Here is a 17077-nt window from a genome sequence, read left to right as displayed (position 1 = left end):
AGTGCTGTCGGATCAGAGGAGGCCGAGACCGCGGACGGCCTCGCGCTCCTCGGCCAGCTCCTTGACGGAGGCGTCGATGCGCTCGCGGGAGAAGTCGTTGATCTCCAGGCCCTGGACGATCTCGTACTTGCCGCCCTTGGTGGTGACGGGGAAGGAGGAGATCAGGCCCTCCGGGACGCCGTAGGAGCCGTCCGAGGGGATGCCCATGGAGGTCCAGTCGCCGTCGGCGGTGCCGTTGACCCAGGTGTGGACGTGGTCGATGGCGGCGTTCGCGGCGGACGCGGCGGAGGACGCGCCACGGGCCTCGATGATCGCCGCACCGCGCTTGGCGACGGTCGGGATGAAGGTGTCGGCCAGCCACTTCTCGTCGTTGACGGTCTCGGCGGCGTTCTTGCCGGCGACCTCGGCGTGGAAGATGTCGGGGTACTGCGTCGCCGAGTGGTTGCCCCAGATCGTCAGCTTGCGGATCTCGGAGACCGGGGTGCCGGTCTTCTTCGAGAGCTGCGAGAGCGCGCGGTTGTGGTCGAGGCGGGTCATCGCGGTGAAGCGCTCGGCCGGTACGTCCGGCGCGGCGGCCTGGGCGATCAGCGCGTTGGTGTTGGCGGGGTTGCCGACGACCAGGACCTTGATGTCGTCCGCGGCATGGTCGTTGATGGCCTTGCCCTGCGGCTTGAAGATGCCGCCGTTGGCCTCGAGGAGGTCGCCGCGCTCCATGCCCTTGGTACGGGGGCGGGCGCCGACGAGCAGCGCGACGTTCGCGCCGTCGAAGGCCACGTTCGGGTCGTCGGAGATGTCGATGCCCTGGAGCAGCGGGAAGGCGCAGTCGTCGAGCTCCATGGCGGTGCCCTCGGCGGCCTTGAGACCCTGCGGGATCTCCAGGAGGCGCAGCTTGACCGGAACATCCGCGCCGAGGAGGTGACCGGAAGCGATGCGGAAGAGGAGGGCGTAACCGATCTGGCCGGCGGCGCCGGTCACGGTGACATTGACGGGAGTGCGGGTCATGGCGATCTCCTGCGCGACGTTTTCTGGGGGCAAGCCCCCGGACCACCATGGGTGGCGGTGGGTGTCCCTGCCCGGTTATCGAGTCTCATCGAGGTCTCTTGGTATCGAGAGACCCGGTCGTCAGGCTATCGGACCCCCGGCCGACGCAGGCGTCGGGCCGGTGTGGGACGCCTCACCGGGTGTCGCGGACCGGACACAGGGGCGGCGGTCGCCCGCTCAGGGAGGGGGGAAGCGGGCGACCGCCGGGGTTGTGCCACACCCGTGGGGGGGTACTCATCGCCTGCCCCTGATCGGGAGGAGCATGCCCCCTTGATTTCGGCCGTCCTGCCAGGAGCGGTGAATCGGCCGGCAGACGGCGGACGGACCGCCCGCGGCGGGCCTTTCGCAGCGCGCCGTCCCGGCCGCGGCGGAACCCGAGGCGGCCGCACCGAGCCTGGTCCCGTACCGCGCAGGGCGGTTCCCCGTGCCACCGGCGCACGGATGCACGGGCGTCCCGTGTCCACACCCGCATGCGCTGGTCGTGCTCCGGGGGTGGCCGGGGTTGACCCCTGCCCGTGGCGGGAATTCAACCGGCCCGGACGGCTCCACCGACGCGAGGAGGCAGTGTGACGGTGTCGGGAAATCCACCGGTTACCGGCAATCCACCGATTCCGGGGCAGCCACCGGCAGCGGGTGGCCCGCCGCCTCCGGGAAGTCCTCCGCCCCCGCAGAATCCGCCCCTGACGGCCGCACAGCAGACCGAGATCATCGCCCTGCTGCTGCGCGAGTACGACACGCTGCGCGCCGAGATCACCCAGCGCATCTCGGCACGCACCCAGATCGCGGGATTCGCCGGCGTGATATCCGCCGTGGTGGCCGGGAGCGGCGGACTGTCCCTCCGCGGACCGAACGTCTACATCGCCTTGGTGATCGTCGCCTTCTCGCTGGTGTGGTGGCGCGACAGCAACCAGGGCATCCTGCGCCTGGGCCGCCATCTGCGGATGCTCGAGGAGCAGGTCAACGCCCTCACCGGGCAGTTGTACGGGCGGCCGGTGCTCTCCTGGGAGGTCAATCGCCAGACGGAACGCCGGGCCGAGCGCCGGGCGTGGCGGCTGATCGGCCGGCTGGGCGGTTGGAACCCCCACTGACCGCACGCCCCTGACCGCACGCCCCCGACCGCATGCCGCCGGCCGCTCCCCCGCACCGCACGCCCTGGCCGGGCCTCCGGGCCGACCGTCCCCGGGTGCGGTCCGCCCTCGCGACCCCATCACCCCTGAGGGGTAACGGCTTTACCGCCCGGTGGCACCCGCCCCCTAGGGTTCCGCCCTATGAGCCGAGTGCTGACCATCGACGTACCGACCGGCGTCACCGCGTACCAGCTGCGCACCGACCGCGGCTCCTTCGCCGTCCTCGACGCGTCGCCGCCCTCCGGAACCCGTCGTGGCACCGCACTCCTCCTGCCCGGGTTCACCGGCAGCAAGGAGGACTTCCTGCCGCTGCTCGCCCCGTTGGCGCGGGCCGGGTTCCGCGCCGTGGCGATCGACGGTCGCGGGCAGTACGAGTCGGCCGGGCCCCGCGAGGAATCCGCCTACGTCCAGCGGGAGTTGGCGCGCGATGTGGCCGCCCAGAGCGCGGCCCTCGCGGACGGCGGACCGCTGCACCTGCTGGGCCACTCGCTGGGCGGCCTGATCGCCCGCGCCGCGGTGCTCGACGCCGCCCCCGCCCCGCTCCCCTGGGACTCGCTGACCCTGATGAACTGCGGCCCGGCCGCGATCGAGGCGGCGCAGCAGGTCCGTACGGGCATGCTGATCGACGCGCTGGGCGGGATGGGCATGGCCGACATCTGGCAGGTGATGCGGTCCATGGAGAAGGACGGGACGGCGACGGACGGGTCGGCGGCGGCGCCCGGCACCGCGGCGGCCGAGGTCGACGCCTTCCACCACCGGCGGTGGATGGCCACGGTCCCGGAACAGCTGATCGTCACCGGGCGGCAGCTGATCGCCGAGCCGGACCGGGTCGACGAGCTCGCGGCGGCTGCGCTGCGCACGCTGGTGGTGTCCGGGGCGGCCGACCCGACCTGGCCGGTGCCCTGGCAGGACGAGATGGCCCGGCGGCTGGGCGCCGAGCGGGTGGTGGTCGAGGGCGGCGGGCACTCCCCGAACGTCCACCGTCCGGCGCAGACGGCCGAGGCACTGGCGGCGTTCTGGTCGCGATAGCCCCGGCCACCGGCACGTCGTCCGCCCCGGGTCCGCGGGGCCAGGCGAAGGCCGGGCCCGGGCCGACGCACCGGCGGGCCCGGAGTGCGCGATCCTGCTACCGCACCGTGAAGTGGACGATGTCGTCCAGGAACGGAATGTGGATCCACGGCTTGGGCTGGACCATCGTCGACAGCATCACGATCACGAAGCCGAGCAGCCCGTAGGTCAGGAGATCGGTGAAGCGGGAGCGGACGGCCAGCATCCCCACCGACGGGAGCGCCCAGCGCAGCGCCGCCCCCGCCAGCAGGGACAGGCCGATCACGAGCGCCCCGACGCGGAACGCGTCCAGCGCCACCAGCAGCAGCCCGGCCGCCACACCGCCCATGACGGTCAGCAGCGGCCACTGCCGCGCGGGCGCCGGATGGCCGCCGGAGACGGCCCGACCGCCGCCTTCCGGCCGGGCGGTGTCCCGGGTCAGCAGCGGAAAGCGGCGCGAGGGACGCTGCGGTTCGGACGCCTGGTCCGCATGCGATTCGGCACCCATGGGGGACCGTCCCTTCGGATCGGGTTCGGGGTCAGCCGGCCGCGCGCTCGGCGGCCTCGACGACGTTGACCAGCAGCTGCGCGCGGGTCATCGGGCCGACGCCGCCCGGGTTCGGGGCGACCCAGCCGGCCACCTCCGCGACGCCCGGATGCACATCGCCGACGATCTTGCCCGCCTCGTCGCGGCTGACGCCGACGTCCAGCACGGCCGCACCGGGCTTGACGTCCTCGGGCTTGATGATGTGCGCCACACCGGCGGCGGCCACGATGATGTCGGCGTTCCGCAGATGCGCGGACAGGTCCCGGGTGCCGGTGTGGCACTGGGTCACCGTCGCGTTCTCCGACTTGCGGGTCAGCACCAGCGGCATCGGGCGGCCGATGGTGATGCCGCGGCCGACGACCACCACGTCGGCGCCCTTGATCTCCACGCCGTGATGGCGCAGCAGCTGGACGATGCCGTACGGGGTGCAGGGCAGCGGGCCCTCGACGCCGAGCACCAGCTTGCCCAGGCTCATCGGGTGCAGGCCGTCGGCGTCCTTGGCCGGATCCATCAGCTCCAGGACGCGGTTGGCGTCGATGCCCTTGGGGAGCGGAAGTTGGACGATGTAGCCGGTGCAGGCCGGGTCGTCGTTCAGCTCCCGGACGACGGCCTCGATCTCTTCCTGGGTCGCCGTCGCGGGCAGTTCACGCTGGATGGAGGCGATGCCGACCTGGGCGCAGTCACGGTGCTTGCCGTTGACGTACCAGCGGCTGCCGGGGTCGTCGCCGACCAGGAGAGTGCCCAGGCCGGGCTGGACGCCCTTGGCCTTCAGCGCCTCAACGCGGGCGACGAGCTCGGACTTGATCGCTGCGGCGGTGGCCTTGCCATCGAGAATCTGGGCAGTCATACCCCCATCCTCCCGGATGAGGCCGCCCGCGTTCCAATCAGGGCACGCGGGACACCGATGGCCGGAATTGATCATTGCACTTGGACAACGCCTGCCGGCCTTGACTGGACAGAGCCGAGCTGCAAATAGAAGGATTGTCGCTCAGTGCCGCAGGCTTCATCGGGGGGTGGCCAGTGCAACCTGTTTTTCCTCCGAGTCACGCCGCGTCGTCCCCCACTGACACAACGGAGGAAAACAGCAGATGAGTTTCGGCGACCCGAACAACCCCTACGGCCAGCAGCAGCCGCCGCAGGGCCCGTACGGTGCCCCGCAGCAGCCGGGCGTGCCCCCGCAGGGCGGGCAGCCGGGCTACGGCTACCCCCAGCAGGCCCCGCCGCAGCAGCCCTACGGCGCCCCGCAGCAGCAGCCGGGCCAGTACGGCTACCCGCAGCAGCAGGCGGCACCGGGCTACGGCTACCCGCAGCAGCCGGGGTACCCGGGGCAGGTCGGCATGCCGGGTGTGCCGTCGGCCTTCGCCAGCTGGGGGGCCCGGGTCGGGGCCACCCTGCTCGACTCCCTGATGGTGTCCGCGGCGCCGATCATCCTGGCCATCATCTCGGGCATCGTCGCCGCCAACTCCGTCCCGGACTGCGCCTACGACGACTACCAGTGCAACGCGGACGCGGCGAACTCGAGTGCGCCCGCCATCGTCTTCATCCTCATGGCGATCGGCTACGTCATCGCGCTCACCCTCAAGATCATCTTCCTGGTCAAGGAAGGCAAGACGGGCCAGACCCCGGGCAAGAAGGCCCTGGGCATCCGGGTCGTCCGCGAGAACAACGGCCAGGTGCTCGGCTTCGGCCTGGCGCTCGGCCGCCAGTTCTGCCACATCCTGGACTTCCCGGTGTGCGGCCTCGGCCTCTGGTGGCCGCTGTGGGACGAAAAGAACCAGACGTTCTCGGACAAGGTCTGCGGCACGGTGGTCGTCCGCGCCCAGTAGTCCGGCGCGCCGGCCCACCGCGGCCGGCCCCAACGCCCCGAAGGCCCCCTCGCATCCGCGCGATCGGGGCCTTTGCGGCGCTTCACCGCCCAAGACGCCTGAAGGACATCGCTCGTGAGCTATCCGCATCAGAACCCCTACGGCCCGCCGCCGGGTCAGCAGCCCGGGTACGGCTACCCCCAGCAGACGCCCCCGCCGGCGCCGTACGGCCCCTACCCGGGCGGCGGCATGCCCGGCGGCGGCATGCCCGGCGGCCCGCTCCAGAACGGGATGCCGGGCAGCGTGAAGGCCGCCCGCATCATGCTGTTCGTGCTCGCCGGACTGAACGTCGTCGGCCTCATCGGCGCGGTGGTCGGCCTGAGCAGCATCAGCAAGGCATCCAAGAACACCTCGGAGTTCGCCACCGAGGACACCACGTCCATGCTGGCCCTCGGCAAGGGCCTGATGATCGCGCTGATCGTGCTCATCGTGATCTTCTCGGTGGTGGCGATCACTTGCGGCGCGCAGTTCGGCAAGGGCGGCAACGGCGTACGCGTCACCACCATCGTCTTCGGCGTCGCCAACACCCTGGCCAGCTTTGCCGTCTTCCCGCTCGGCCTGGTGCACACCGCCCTCGGGATCATGATCATTGTCTTTGTCTCGAAGGACGACGGCAGCGCCTGGTTCAACCGGCCGCGCTACTGACGCAGCCGGCAGCCCGAAGGGCCGCACCCCTCACCGGGGGTGCGGCCCTTCGTGCCGTACGGCGGGTGCGGCTCAGTGGAAGAAGTGCCGCGTCCCCGTGAAGTACATCGTCACGCCGGCCTTCTTGGCGGCCTCGACGACGAGCTCGTCACGCACCGAACCACCGGGCTGGGCCACGGCCTTGACGCCGGCCTCGGCGAGCACCTCGAAGCCGTCGGGGAAGGGGAAGAAGGCGTCCGAGGCGGCGTAGGAGCCGCGCGCCCGCTCCTCGCCCGCGCGCTGCACGGCCAGCTTCGCCGAGTCCACGCGGTTGACCTGCCCCATACCGACGCCGACCGTGGCGCCGCCCTTGGCGAGCAGGATCGCGTTGGACTTCACGGCGCGGCTCGCCCGCCAGGCGAAGGCCAGCTCGGCCAGCTCCTCGGCGGACAGCGCATCGCCGGAGGCCAGCGTCCAGTTGGCCGGGTCGTCGCCCTCGGCCTGGAGGCGGTCGGTGACCTGGAGGAGGGCGCCGCCGTCGATGGCCTTGACCTCGACGGGGTTGGACGGCGCGTCAGGACAGCGCAGCACGCGGATGTTCTTCTTGCGGGACAGCGCCTCCACCGCGCCGTCCTCGTAGCCGGGCGCCACGATGACCTCGGTGAAGATCTCCGCGACCTGCTCCGCCATCGCCGCCGAGACCGGGCGGTTGACGGCGATCACACCGCCGAACGCGGACAGCGGGTCGCACTCGTGGGCCCTGCGGTGGGCCTCGGCGACATCCGCCCCGACCGCGATACCGCAGGGGTTGGCGTGCTTGATGATCGCCACGCACGGCTCGGACTGGTCGTAGGCGGCCCGCCGGGCGGCCTCGGTGTCCGTGAAGTTGTTGTAGGACATCTCCTTGCCGTGCAGCTGCTCGGCGTCGGCGAGGCCGCCGGTGCCGTCGACGTACAGCGCGGCGCCCTGGTGCGGGTTCTCGCCGTAACGCAGGACGTTCGTGCGCGCGTAGGTCGCACCGAGGAAATCGGGGAAGCCGGAGTCGTCCGCCGCCGCGTAGCCCTCGGCGAACCAGGAGGCGACGGCCACGTCGTACGCCGCGGTGTGCTGGAAGGCCTCGGCGGCCAGCCGCTTGCGGGCGCCGAGGTCGAAACCGCCGCCGTTGACGGCCGTCAGGACGTCGGCGTAGCGGGCGGGGTTGACGACGACGGCCACCGACGGGTGGTTCTTGGCGGCGGCGCGGACCATCGAGGGGCCGCCGATGTCGATCTGCTCCACGCACTCGTCGGGGGTGGCGCCGGAGGCGACGGTCTCCCGGAACGGGTAGAGGTTGACGATCACCAGGTCGAACGGCTCCACGCCGAGGTCGGCCAGCTGCTTCTGGTGGTCGGGCAGCCGCAGGTCGGCGAGGATGCCGGCGTGCACCTTGGGGTGCAGGGTCTTGACCCGGCCGTCGAGGCACTCCGGGAAGCCGGTGAGCTCCTCGACCTTGGTGACCGGCACCCCGGCAGCGGCGATCCTGCCGGCCGTCGAGCCGGTGGAGACGAGCTGGACGCCCGCCGCGTGCAGCCCCTGCGCCAGCTCCTCCAGCCCGGACTTGTCATAGACGCTGACCAGTGCGCGGCGGATGGGCCGCGTCGTGCCTTCGGTGGCGGTCACGAGATACGTACCTTTCGTCCCTCAATGCGGTAGCCGTGCCGGGCCAGACGCCCCACGACCTCGACGAGCAGCGTGCGCTCGACTTCCTTGATGCGCTCATGCAGCGCGGATTCGTCGTCCTCGTCCCGGACCTCGACCACGCCCTGGGCGATGATCGGGCCGGTGTCGACGCCGTCGTCGACGAAGTGGACGGTGCAGCCGGTGACCTTCGCGCCGTACGCGAGCGCATCGCGCACGCCGTGGGCACCGGGAAAACTCGGCAGCAGCGCCGGGTGGGTGTTGAGGATCCGGCCGCCGAAGCGGGCCAGGAATTCCTTCCCGAGGATCTTCATGAAGCCGGCCGAGACGATGAGGTCGGGCTCGTGGGCGGCGGTCGCCTCGGTGAGCGCCGCGTCCCATGCCGCACGGCCGTCGTGGTCCTTGACCCGGCAGATGTACGTCGGCAGGCCCGCCTGTTCGGCGCGCTCCAACCCGGCGATCGCACCGCGGTCGGCGCCGACCGCGACGATCTCGGCGCCATAGGCGTCCGGACCCTGCTCGGCGATGGCGTCCAGCAGCGCCTGGAGGTTCGTCCCGGAACCGGACACGAGGACGACGAGGCGCACAGGTCGGACGGGCTGGACGGACTGGACGGGCTGGACAGGGGCTGGGGAGGAGGCCACGGCGGGTCTCTTTCTCGGTCTCGCGTGCGGTGATCACACGCGGCATACGCGGTGTCACGCCTTTTGTGTGGTCGTACAAGGTCGTGGGTACCGCGAATCCGGGGAACCCTACGAAGGCGCCGACCGTCAGCAACGATACCGGCACACCGAGCGGCCCCCGCGGGACGGGGGCGGGCACGGAAGGTAGCGTCAGGCGTAAGACCGCATGCAGTTCGTGGTAACCGGACGCCGGAGCCTGCCGGCCCGCGTACCGACGAGACAAGGGGAAGACGCACTCCAGATGACGGACCGACGCCGCAGCGCGGCCCTCCTGTTCCCCCAGCCCACCACCGCCCCGGGGGCGGTTCTGCTGCGCGAGCGCAAGTCGTCGTCCTCCTCGCCGGACCATCCCTCCCCCGAGTCGTCCGGCTCCCCGCAGCCCTCCGACGACGCGGCCGACGCCCCCGGCGGCAAGCGTCGCCGCGCGCACACCCCGGACCACGACAACCCCTTCGCCGCACCGCCCGCCGACGCCCCCGACCAGGAGTGGCAACCGCGCCGGCCGCACGGCCGACACGACGACGGCGACGGCGACAGCGACGGCGACCAGGAGCAGCAGCCCGGCGAGCAGCCGCAGTCCTGGGGCAGCCAATGGAGCAGCCGGCAGCCCGGACGGCAGAGCGGCGGATTCGGCTCCCGGCCCGGTGGCCGCGGCGGCCAGCAGGGCGGCGGCCAGGGCGGGCCCGGCAGCGGGTCCGGCCCGCTGCGCTGGGACCCCACCGACCCGGCCCAGCGCCGCGCACGCTACGCCCTGCTCTCCGGCATGTGGGCCTTCTTCTTCGTGCTCTTCAGCCTGCCCGAGGTCTCGCTGCTGCTGGGGGCGCTGGCCCTCTACTGGGGCATCAGCGCGCTGCGCGCCAAGCCGGCCGCGGCGAAGGCGGGCTCGGCAACATCCGCGGCGGCGATCACCGCGGCGATGGAGGGCCGCCCGACGCCCCCGGCCGCCCCGGGGCAGCCGCTCGGCGGCCCCACCGCGCCGCCGTCCACCAGGCCGCAGACCACCGCGGCCGTCGCCGGCCTGGTGACCGCCTCGCTGGCACTGGTGATGGTCGCCGCGACGTTCACCGTCCAGTTCGTCTACCGCGACTACTTCACTTGCGTGAACGACGCCCTGACCCAGCAGGCGGGCAAGTCCTGTGAACAACTGCTGCCCAAGGAGCTGCGGCCGCTGCTGAGCACCCAGCAGTAGGCGGGCGCCGGCCTTCTCAGGTGGTGGTGGTCGGATCGAGGTCCCCGGCTTCGGCGGGGGCGGAGCGGGCGGCCGGTACGGACTCGGGGGCCGCCCCGGGCGACGGCTCGCAGGACCGCCCGGGCGCCGCGGGCTGGGGCACCTCGGCCACCGGCACGGGCCTCCCTTCAGGTGCGGGGCCGGCTGCCGGTACGGGCCCGGCCGGTGCCGTCGACAGGGCCGCCCGCCGCAGCCGCCAGGCCCGCAGCCCCACCGCCCCCGGCACCCCGACCAGCAGCGTCCAGCCGGTGGCCGCGAGCCCGGTCAGCCACCAGCTGGGGCCGAAGTCGGCCAGTGCACCGGTGCCCAGCGCGCCGCCCGACACCGCCGCGAGCACGGCCGTCGCCACGCCGCACAGGCTCGCGCCGAGCGCGGCGACGGAGGCGGTGGTCCGCCAGGCCCAGGAACCGCCGGACTCGCCGGGGACGGCGGCCGGCCCGGCCGCGTAGCGCGCGAAGAGCGCCCCCGCGGCCACCGGCACCACGGCCACCACCCAAGTCAGCGCGGAGCCCGCACCCTCCTGGGGCAGGCCGGCGAGCAGCGGGAAGTGCGCCGGGCCCGGCGGGCCGGAGGCTCCCAGCGGCCCGACCGCGGAGCCCGCCCCGACCACGAAGCCCGGCCCCAGCCCGTACGCCGCACCCCAGACGGCCGCGTTCGGCAGCAGCAGCAGGCACAGCAGCAGCACCGTGCCGCGGCCCGCCCAGTCCCGGGCGATCCGGCAGAGGTCCTGGACGGCGGCGCCCGCGTGCAGGGCGAGGCCGAGGAGGGTGAGCAGGACGCCGGAGGCGAGCAGGACGAGGACGGCGGCGACGGCGGCTCGGCACGCGGCGGCGAACCGGGGACCGGCGAGGACCTCGCGCACCCTGTCCGGCAGCTCCGCCGGTAGCCGCCGGACGCGGTCGGGCAGCAGGCGGACGGCGCCTGGGCCGAGGATGCGCCAGGCGGTGCCGGCGAGGACGGCGGCCGCGGCGGCCGGCACCCAGAACAGGGTGCTGAGCGGGGCGGCGCGCAGCGGACCGGCCGAGGCGTAGAGCAGTACGGCTCCGGCCACCGCCAGATAGCCGGCCAGCAGCGCACCGAGCGGTCCGCGGTGCGGGCCCGCCGTCGCCAGGGCGTGGCGGGCGGCCCGGTGCAGCAGCCAGGCGGGGAGGGCGGCGAGCAGCAGCGGGGTGACGGTGAGCGGTGCCGGGATGCCGGAGAGGGTGGTGGCGCGTACGAGGCCGCTGCCGTGGGCGAGCAGCCACAGGTCGGCGGACAGGTGCAGGGCCTGGGAGAGATCGCCGTCGGGGTACGGGGCGGCGACCCAGAGGAGGAGGACGGCGACCGCCAGTGCCCCGAGGCCGAGTCCGGCGGCCAGCGCTCCGCCGGTGAAGGCGGCGCCGAGGGGGGCGGAGGAGCGGTGCGCGATCTGCTGACTCACGGGACCATGCTGCCAACAACACCCGTTTCATCCGAGTAGTGACTCAATGCCCGACGTGTCGTAGTGCATCCGCTTATGTGTATTTTCCACACTGCAGGCATGAGCAAGCGCAAGCCGAAGCCGACCCCCGAGCCCGCGTCCCGACCCGACGCCCCCGAACCCGTCGCCCCCGCCGCCGCCTTCGACGCGCTCTGTACCCGGCACGCCGACACCCTGGTCCGCCAGGCGTACCTGCTCACCGGGCGGCCCCGGCTCGCCCGCCGGGCCGTCGAACGGGCCTTCCAGCAGGCGTGGCAGCGCTGGCCGGAGCTCTCGGCGGACGAGGACCCGGTGGGGTGGGTACGGGCGGCGGCGTACGAGTACGCGCTGTCCCCGTGGCACGGATTCCGCCCGCGGCGCCGGTTGTCCGTCAGGGCCGGCTCCCCCGAGGACCGCGACCTGCTGTGCGCCCTGCTGGAACTACCCGCCTCCTACCGCCGCACGCTGCTGCTGCACGACGGGGTCGGGCTCGACCTGTACGAGACGGCGGCCGAGGTGCAGGCGAGCACGCCCGCGGCGGCGGGGCGGCTGATGCACGCGCGCGACGCGCTCGCCGAGCGGCTGCCGGAACTGGGGCTGGCCGGCCGGCCACCGGTCCGCCAGGGCCAGCTGCTCCAGGCGCGGCTCGCCGAGCTGGCCGCCGCCCACGAGACCAAGGTGCCCGCCCCGCGGACGGTGCGGAGCGCGAGCGCGCGCCATCTGCGGTGGACCACCGGCGCGGCGCTCGGGCTGACCGGTCTGATCACGGCCGCGACCGTGCTCACGCTGTACACCGCCCCGGACCACTACACGCCGCCACCGCAGCAGCGGCCCACCACGCAGGCGTCCGCCTCCGCGCCCGCTCCCGCCGCACAGGCCGGCCCGGACGTCCGCACCGGACCGCGCCCGAGATCCGGGGCCCGCGCGCAGGCCGCGAAGGGCGCCGGCAAGCGGCCCGGCGGCCGCAGCTATCTCCCCGCCGAGGCCCGCCTGGTCCCGGGGCTGCGCTAGGCGGGCCTTCGTCGGGCGGTCCCGGCCCGATCCCGACGAAAGGCCCGGGGCACCAACGGGCGCGGGCCCGTACCCACCAGGGGTACGGGCCCGCGTCCGTGTGCACTGCGCCGCAGGACGGGTCCGGCGGTGCCGGGGGCGCAGTCAGCCGTTGAGGAGCTCGCGGGCCAGCACTGCGGTCTCCGACGGGGTCTTGCCGACCTTGACGCCGGCGGCCTCGAGGGCCTCCTTCTTCGCCTGGGCGGTGCCGGAGGAGCCGGAGACGATGGCGCCGGCGTGGCCCATGGTCTTGCCCTCGGGGGCGGTGAAGCCCGCGACGTAGCCGACGACCGGCTTGGTGACGTGGGCCTTGATGTAGTCGGCCGCACGCTCCTCGGCGTCGCCGCCGATCTCACCGATCATCACGATCAGGTCGGTGTCGGGGTCCGCCTCGAACGCCTCGAGGGCGTCGATGTGCGTGGTGCCGATGACCGGGTCGCCACCGATGCCGACGGCGGACGAGAAGCCGATGTCGCGCAGCTCGTACATCATCTGGTACGTCAGCGTGCCGGACTTCGAGACCAGGCCGATGCGGCCCGGCTTCGTGATGTCGCCCGGGATGATGCCGGCGTTCGACTGGCCCGGCGTGATGAGGCCGGGGCAGTTCGGGCCGATGATGCGGGTCTTGTTGCCCTTGGCCTTCGCGTACGCCCAGAAGGCGGCGGAGTCGTGGACGGCGATGCCCTCGGTGATGACGACCGCGAGGGGGATCTCCGCGTCGATGGCCTCGACGACGGCGGCCTTGGAGAAGGCCGGCGGCACGAAGAGGACGGAGACGTCGGCGCCCGTCTTCTCCATCGCCTCGGCGACGGAGCCGAAGACCGGGACCTCGGTGCCGTCGAAGTCGACGGACGTGCCGGCCTTGCGCGGGTTCACGCCGCCGACGATGTTGGTGCCGTCACCGAGCATGAGCTTGGTGTGCTTCATGCCGGTGGCACCGGTCATGCCCTGGACGATGACCTTGCTGTCCTTGGTGAGGAAGATAGCCATGGTGGTGTCTGACCTCGTCCCTTACTTCGCAGCCGCGAGCTCGGCGGCCTTGTCGGCCGCGCCGTCCATGGTGTCCACGCGCTGCACGAGCGGGTGGTTGGCGTCGCTGAGGATCTGGCGACCCAGCTCCGCGTTGTTGCCGTCGAGGCGCACGACCAGCGGCTTCTCGACCTTCTCGCCCTTGGAGGCGAGCAGCTCGAGGGCCTGGACGATGCCGTTGGCGACCTCGTCGCACGCGGTGATGCCACCGAAGACGTTGACGAAGACCGACTTGACGTCCGGGTCACCGAGGATGATCCCGAGACCGTTCGCCATCACCTCGGCGGAGGCGCCGCCACCGATGTCGAGGAAGTTGGCGGGCTTGACGTTGCCGTGGTGCTCACCGGCGTACGCGACGACGTCCAGCGTCGACATGACCAGACCGGCACCGTTACCGATGATGCCGACCTCGCCCTCGAGCTTGACGTAGTTGAGGCCCTTGGCCTTGGCAGCAGCCTCGAGCGGGTTGGCTGCGTCCTTGTCCTCGAGCGCCTCGTGCTCCGGCTGGCGGAAGTCGGCGTTCTCGTCGAGCGAGACCTTGCCGTCGAGCGCGATGACCTTGCCGGAGGCGACCTTCGCGAGGGGGTTGACCTCGACGAGGAGGGCGTCCTCCTCGATGAAGGTCTTCCACAGGGTCACGAGGATGTCGGCGACCTGGTCGGCGACCTCGGCCGGGAACTTCGCCTGGGCGACGATCTCCTGGGCCTTCTCCTTGGTGACGCCTTCGTTGGCGTTCACCGGCACCTTCGCGAGGGCGTCGGGGTTCTCCTCCGCGACGACCTCGATCTCCACGCCGCCCTGGACGGACGCCATGGCGAGGAAGGTGCGGTTCGTACGGTCGAGGAGGTACGAGACGTAGTACTCCTCGAGGATCTCGGGGGCCGTCTCGGCGATCATCACCTTGTTCACGGTGTGACCCTTGATGTCCATGCCGAGGATGTCGCCGGCGCGGGCGACGGCCTCGTCAGGGGTGGCGGCGAGCTTCACGCCACCGGCCTTGCCTCGGCCTCCGACCTTCACCTGCGCCTTGACGACGGACTTGCCGCCCAGCCGCTCGGTCGCCTCGCGGGCCGCCTCAGGCGTGTCGATGACTTCACCGGCCAGCACCGGTACACCGTGCTTGGCGAAGAGGTCCCTCGCCTGGTACTCGAACAGGTCCACGCGCGTCCGTCCCTTGTCTTCTCAGAATCGCCGTAGTGATCGCGGTTCGTTGTCTGCGATGGGCGTGCCGCGAAGGGCAACGTGACGGCGCTGTCACAGGGGAGGCGTACACGGTGTCCGAATACGCGGCATGTCCGTCTCGCAGGTTATCGCCGCAGGACCTGAGGCCCTAAATCGCAGATCACACTCCGGCGGTGATTACAGTCACAGAGATAACGGTCACAGATCGTTTGGCCGAACGGCCGACGACGCCCGTGCGCCGTTCGAGAACTGCGCCCGCTATCTCCCAGTGTGCACCTTCTCAGGTGATTCCGATGACGCCGGGGACCGGCCCGGCATTCCGCTTGGGAAGAACGCGAGACCAGCGCGCACAACACCCCCGCAAACGGTGTCCGGAAAGCCCCCTTGACCCGTCAACTCGCCGCAGCGGAGGATGCGTTGAGAAGTTGAGCACTTACGCATCAGGAGTCACAAGCCGGAGCCGTGGGCTTCGGGCTTGGTCCCGTGCAGGTCGGTCGGCAGATCGCTCCGCACCGGGTGCAGACGGGGGAACCTTGATGGGTAGTGGGGGGATTGCACGGCCGCGGGCGCGTGCGCGCCGCGGCCGAGGGCTCTTCCACGCCCGCCTTCCCTCCCCCTTCTCTCCCGATTTCTTGGTGTCCTCACACTCGGTGCCTGAAGGGATTGGAGGGGGAATGCCGACACATACGACCTATCCCGGCGTCTATGTCGAAGAGCTTCCCAGCAGCATCCGCAGCATCACCACCGTCACCACATCCGTGACCGCGTTCGTCGGCCACACGCGTCGCGGACCGCTCAACCAACCGGTACGGATCACCAGCTTCGCCGACTTCGAGCGCCGCTTCGGGGGGCTGACCGCCCAGAGTCCGGTCGCGTACGCGGTCCACCAGTTCTTCGGCAACGGCGGCGCGGTCGCCGTGATCGTCCGGGTGGCCAAGGCCGGCAGCGGCAAGGAAGCCCACGTCACCCTGGAGTCCACCGAGGGCCACAGCCAGTGCCCGGTTCTGGAGGTGCACGCCAAGGAGCCCGGCGCCTGGGGCTCGGGGCTGCGGGTGGCCGTCGACCACGACACGCCCACCCGTCACCCGGGATGCGACGAGACCTTCAACCTCCAGGTCCTGGACGCGCACGGCACCGCCCGCGAGTCCTTCTCCGGCCTGTCCATGGATTCCGGCCACGGCAAGTACGCCGAGACGGTGATCAACGCCGGCTCCGCGCTGATCCGTGTGGCGGTCGTCGGCGAGGGCCGCCCGGATCCGTCCGGCACCGTCTCCAAGGCGTTCCACCACGAACTTCCCGACCTCGGCGTCGATCTGACGGTCAAGATCGGCGAGGTGGAGCGCGAGTTCACCCTCTACGACCCGGACTGCGACGGCGCGGCACCCTGCAACGTCACGGAGTTGGCGCTGCTCCTGGAGCACAAGCTGCGCGCGCTGCCGGACGCGCCGGGCAAGCACGCCTTCGCGGGTGCCGAGGTCACCGCGTTCGGCCGCCGTATCCAGGTGGTCGCCGGCTCCCTCGACCCCGACGACACCGTCCGCTTCCTCGGCGAGTGCGCCAACGACCTGGGCCTGGAGGCGTCCGTCAACCCGCCGGTCTTCGCGCTGTGCGACGGCGAGGACGGCGGGGCACCCGGTCCCCGAGACATCGTCGGCAGCGAGGCCCGCAAGAGCGGCCTGCAGGCGCTGCGCGACGTCCACGACGTCAACCTGCTCGCGCTGCCCGAGCTGGCCGCGTACGAGAGCACCGAGGACATCGTCACCGTGCTGTCCGCGGCCGAGCGGCTCTGCCGGGAGCGGCGGATCTTCCTCCTCGTCGACGCCCCCGCCACCTGGGGCAGCGTGGACGCGGCCCGGGCCGGCATCGCCGCCTTCGAACCGGTCCGCGGCAACCACTCCGGGCTGTACTTCCCGCACCTCCGGCTCACCGACCCGCTCAGCGGCCGGCTGCGCTCCTTCCCCCCGTCCGGCGCCGTCGCCGGCGTCATCGCGCGAACGGACGGCGAGCGCGGCGTGTGGAAGGCGCCGGCGGGCACCGAGGCCCGGTTGGCCGGAGTCCACTCGCTCACCGTCAAACTGACGGACCGTGAGAACGGCCTGCTGAACCCCCTCGGCATCAACTGCCTGCGCACCTTCCCCATGGTCGGCCCCCTGATCTGGGGCGCCCGCACCCTGGAGGGTTCGGACGCGCTGGAGAGCGAGTGGAAGTACGTACCGGTGCGGCGGCTGGCGCTGCATGTGGAGGAGAGCCTGCTGCGCGGGCTCCAGTGGGTCGTCTTCGAACCCAACAACGAACAGCTGTGGCAGCAGGTCCGGTTGAACGCCTCCGCCTATCTCCATTCCCTTTTCGAGAAGGGCGCGTTCAAGGGCGGCACGCCGCGCCAGGCGTACTTCGTCAAATGCGACAAGGACACCACGACCGAGGCGGACATCGAGAACGGAATCGTGAACGTCGTGGTCGGCATCGCACCCGTCAAACCGGCGGAATTCGTGATCGTCAAGATCCAGCAGCTGGCCGGCCAATTCGACATCTAGGGACG

At 72.0% G+C, this 17077-nt stretch carries 15 protein-coding genes; 7 read left to right on the top strand and 8 right to left on the bottom strand.

Translation table 11 applies throughout. From position 1 onward, the window contains the following. Positions 1–12 precede the first annotated feature (12 nt). The gene (locus ACGFML_RS01615; RefSeq protein ID WP_393538803.1) at positions 13–1002 is read right to left on the bottom strand and encodes a malate dehydrogenase; all 990 of its coding nucleotides are present in this window, start codon (positions 1000–1002) and stop codon (positions 13–15) included. A 605-nt stretch (positions 1003–1607) separates the two neighbouring features. On the opposite strand from ACGFML_RS01615, the gene ACGFML_RS01610 reads away from it, so the two are divergent. Next, entirely contained in the window at positions 1608–2129 is a 522-nt protein-coding gene (locus tag ACGFML_RS01610) for a hypothetical protein (RefSeq protein ID WP_393538802.1), read from the top strand. Positions 2130–2309: 180 nt separating this feature from the next. Further along, positions 2310–3197 carry an alpha/beta fold hydrolase gene (locus tag ACGFML_RS01605; RefSeq protein ID WP_393538800.1) on the top strand — a complete coding sequence of 296 codons (888 nt, stop codon included), beginning with the start codon at positions 2310–2312 and terminating at the stop codon, positions 3195–3197. Positions 3198–3294: 97 nt separating this feature from the next. Here the strand turns inward: ACGFML_RS01605 and ACGFML_RS01600 are convergent, their stop codons facing one another. After that, positions 3295–3723 carry a DUF3017 domain-containing protein gene (locus ACGFML_RS01600; RefSeq protein ID WP_393538798.1) on the bottom strand — a complete coding sequence of 143 codons (429 nt, stop codon included), beginning with the start codon at positions 3721–3723 and terminating at the stop codon, positions 3295–3297. A gap of 31 nt (positions 3724–3754) precedes the next feature. Beyond that, entirely contained in the window at positions 3755–4609 is an 855-nt protein-coding gene (locus ACGFML_RS01595; protein WP_393538796.1) for a bifunctional methylenetetrahydrofolate dehydrogenase/methenyltetrahydrofolate cyclohydrolase, read from the bottom strand. A gap of 241 nt (positions 4610–4850) precedes the next feature. On the opposite strand from ACGFML_RS01595, the gene ACGFML_RS01590 reads away from it, so the two are divergent. Together ACGFML_RS01590 and ACGFML_RS01585 are read left to right on the top strand one after the other, a co-directional pair. Then, positions 4851–5588, top strand: a complete 738-nt coding sequence (locus ACGFML_RS01590) for an RDD family protein (RefSeq protein ID WP_393538794.1) — start codon at positions 4851–4853, stop codon at positions 5586–5588. A 114-nt stretch (positions 5589–5702) separates the two neighbouring features. Beyond that, positions 5703–6272: a hypothetical protein gene (locus ACGFML_RS01585; protein WP_393538792.1), complete on the top strand. Its 570-nt coding sequence runs from the start codon at positions 5703–5705 to the stop codon at positions 6270–6272. A gap of 72 nt (positions 6273–6344) precedes the next feature. On the opposite strand, the gene purH is transcribed toward ACGFML_RS01585, so the two are convergent. Then, positions 6345–7910, bottom strand: coding sequence for a bifunctional phosphoribosylaminoimidazolecarboxamide formyltransferase/IMP cyclohydrolase (gene purH, locus ACGFML_RS01580; protein ID WP_393538790.1), 1566 nt, complete (start codon positions 7908–7910; stop codon positions 6345–6347). Further along, positions 7907–8572 (bottom strand): phosphoribosylglycinamide formyltransferase, encoded by a 666-nt coding sequence (purN, locus tag ACGFML_RS01575; RefSeq protein ID WP_393538788.1) that lies wholly within the window; start codon positions 8570–8572, stop codon positions 7907–7909. Before purN ends, purH begins: the two co-directional genes overlap by 4 nt. Positions 8573–8852: 280 nt before the next feature. Here purN and ACGFML_RS01570 point away from each other — a divergent pair, with 280 nt between their 5' ends. Then, a complete protein-coding gene (locus ACGFML_RS01570; RefSeq protein ID WP_393538786.1) occupies positions 8853–9800 on the top strand; it encodes a hypothetical protein in 948 nt (315 codons plus the stop codon). A 16-nt stretch (positions 9801–9816) separates the two neighbouring features. Here ACGFML_RS01570 and ACGFML_RS01565 read toward each other — a convergent pair whose 3' ends face one another. Continuing rightward, positions 9817–11259 (bottom strand): DUF6350 family protein, encoded by a 1443-nt coding sequence (locus tag ACGFML_RS01565; protein ID WP_393538784.1) that lies wholly within the window; start codon positions 11257–11259, stop codon positions 9817–9819. Positions 11260–11358: 99 nt separating this feature from the next. Here ACGFML_RS01565 and ACGFML_RS01560 point away from each other — a divergent pair, with 99 nt between their 5' ends. Then, positions 11359–12288 carry an RNA polymerase sigma factor gene (locus ACGFML_RS01560; protein WP_393538782.1) on the top strand — a complete coding sequence of 310 codons (930 nt, stop codon included), beginning with the start codon at positions 11359–11361 and terminating at the stop codon, positions 12286–12288. 144 nt (positions 12289–12432) lie between these two features. On the opposite strand, the gene sucD is transcribed toward ACGFML_RS01560, so the two are convergent. Next, a complete protein-coding gene (gene sucD / locus ACGFML_RS01555) occupies positions 12433–13317 on the bottom strand; it encodes a succinate--CoA ligase subunit alpha (RefSeq protein ID WP_393538780.1) in 885 nt (294 codons plus the stop codon). 21 nt (positions 13318–13338) lie between these two features. After that, on the bottom strand, positions 13339–14517 hold the full coding sequence (sucC, locus tag ACGFML_RS01550; protein ID WP_393538778.1) for an ADP-forming succinate--CoA ligase subunit beta: 1179 nt from the start codon (positions 14515–14517) through the stop codon (positions 13339–13341). A gap of 695 nt (positions 14518–15212) precedes the next feature. On the opposite strand from sucC, the gene ACGFML_RS01545 reads away from it, so the two are divergent. Then, entirely contained in the window at positions 15213–17072 is a 1860-nt protein-coding gene (locus ACGFML_RS01545; RefSeq protein WP_393538776.1) for a phage tail sheath family protein, read from the top strand. Positions 17073–17077 lie beyond the last annotated feature (5 nt).

The sequence above is a fragment of the Streptomyces sp. NPDC048650 genome (assembly GCF_043199095.1).
Classification (GTDB): domain Bacteria; phylum Actinomycetota; class Actinomycetes; order Streptomycetales; family Streptomycetaceae; genus Streptomyces.
Note: the sequence above shows the minus strand (reverse complement) of the source record. Positions and strands in the feature narration are given on the sequence as shown.

What these genes read in the sequence shown, in the direction of transcription:
- ACGFML_RS01590 (WP_393538794.1), top strand. Translation starts at nt 4,851, where the DNA reads ATGAGTTTCGGCGACCCGAACAACCCCTACGGCCAGCAGCAGCCGCCG.
- ACGFML_RS01545 (WP_393538776.1), top strand. Translation starts at nt 15,213, where the DNA reads ATGCCGACACATACGACCTATCCCGGCGTCTATGTCGAAGAGCTTCCC.
- sucD (WP_393538780.1), bottom strand. Translation starts at nt 13,317, where the DNA reads ATGGCTATCTTCCTCACCAAGGACAGCAAGGTCATCGTCCAGGGCATG.
- ACGFML_RS01560 (WP_393538782.1), top strand. Translation starts at nt 11,359, where the DNA reads ATGAGCAAGCGCAAGCCGAAGCCGACCCCCGAGCCCGCGTCCCGACCC.
- ACGFML_RS01605 (WP_393538800.1), top strand. Translation starts at nt 2,310, where the DNA reads ATGAGCCGAGTGCTGACCATCGACGTACCGACCGGCGTCACCGCGTAC.
- ACGFML_RS01595 (WP_393538796.1), bottom strand. Translation starts at nt 4,609, where the DNA reads ATGACTGCCCAGATTCTCGATGGCAAGGCCACCGCCGCAGCGATCAAG.
- ACGFML_RS01570 (WP_393538786.1), top strand. Translation starts at nt 8,853, where the DNA reads ATGACGGACCGACGCCGCAGCGCGGCCCTCCTGTTCCCCCAGCCCACC.
- ACGFML_RS01600 (WP_393538798.1), bottom strand. Translation starts at nt 3,723, where the DNA reads ATGGGTGCCGAATCGCATGCGGACCAGGCGTCCGAACCGCAGCGTCCC.
- ACGFML_RS01615 (WP_393538803.1), bottom strand. Translation starts at nt 1,002, where the DNA reads ATGACCCGCACTCCCGTCAATGTCACCGTGACCGGCGCCGCCGGCCAG.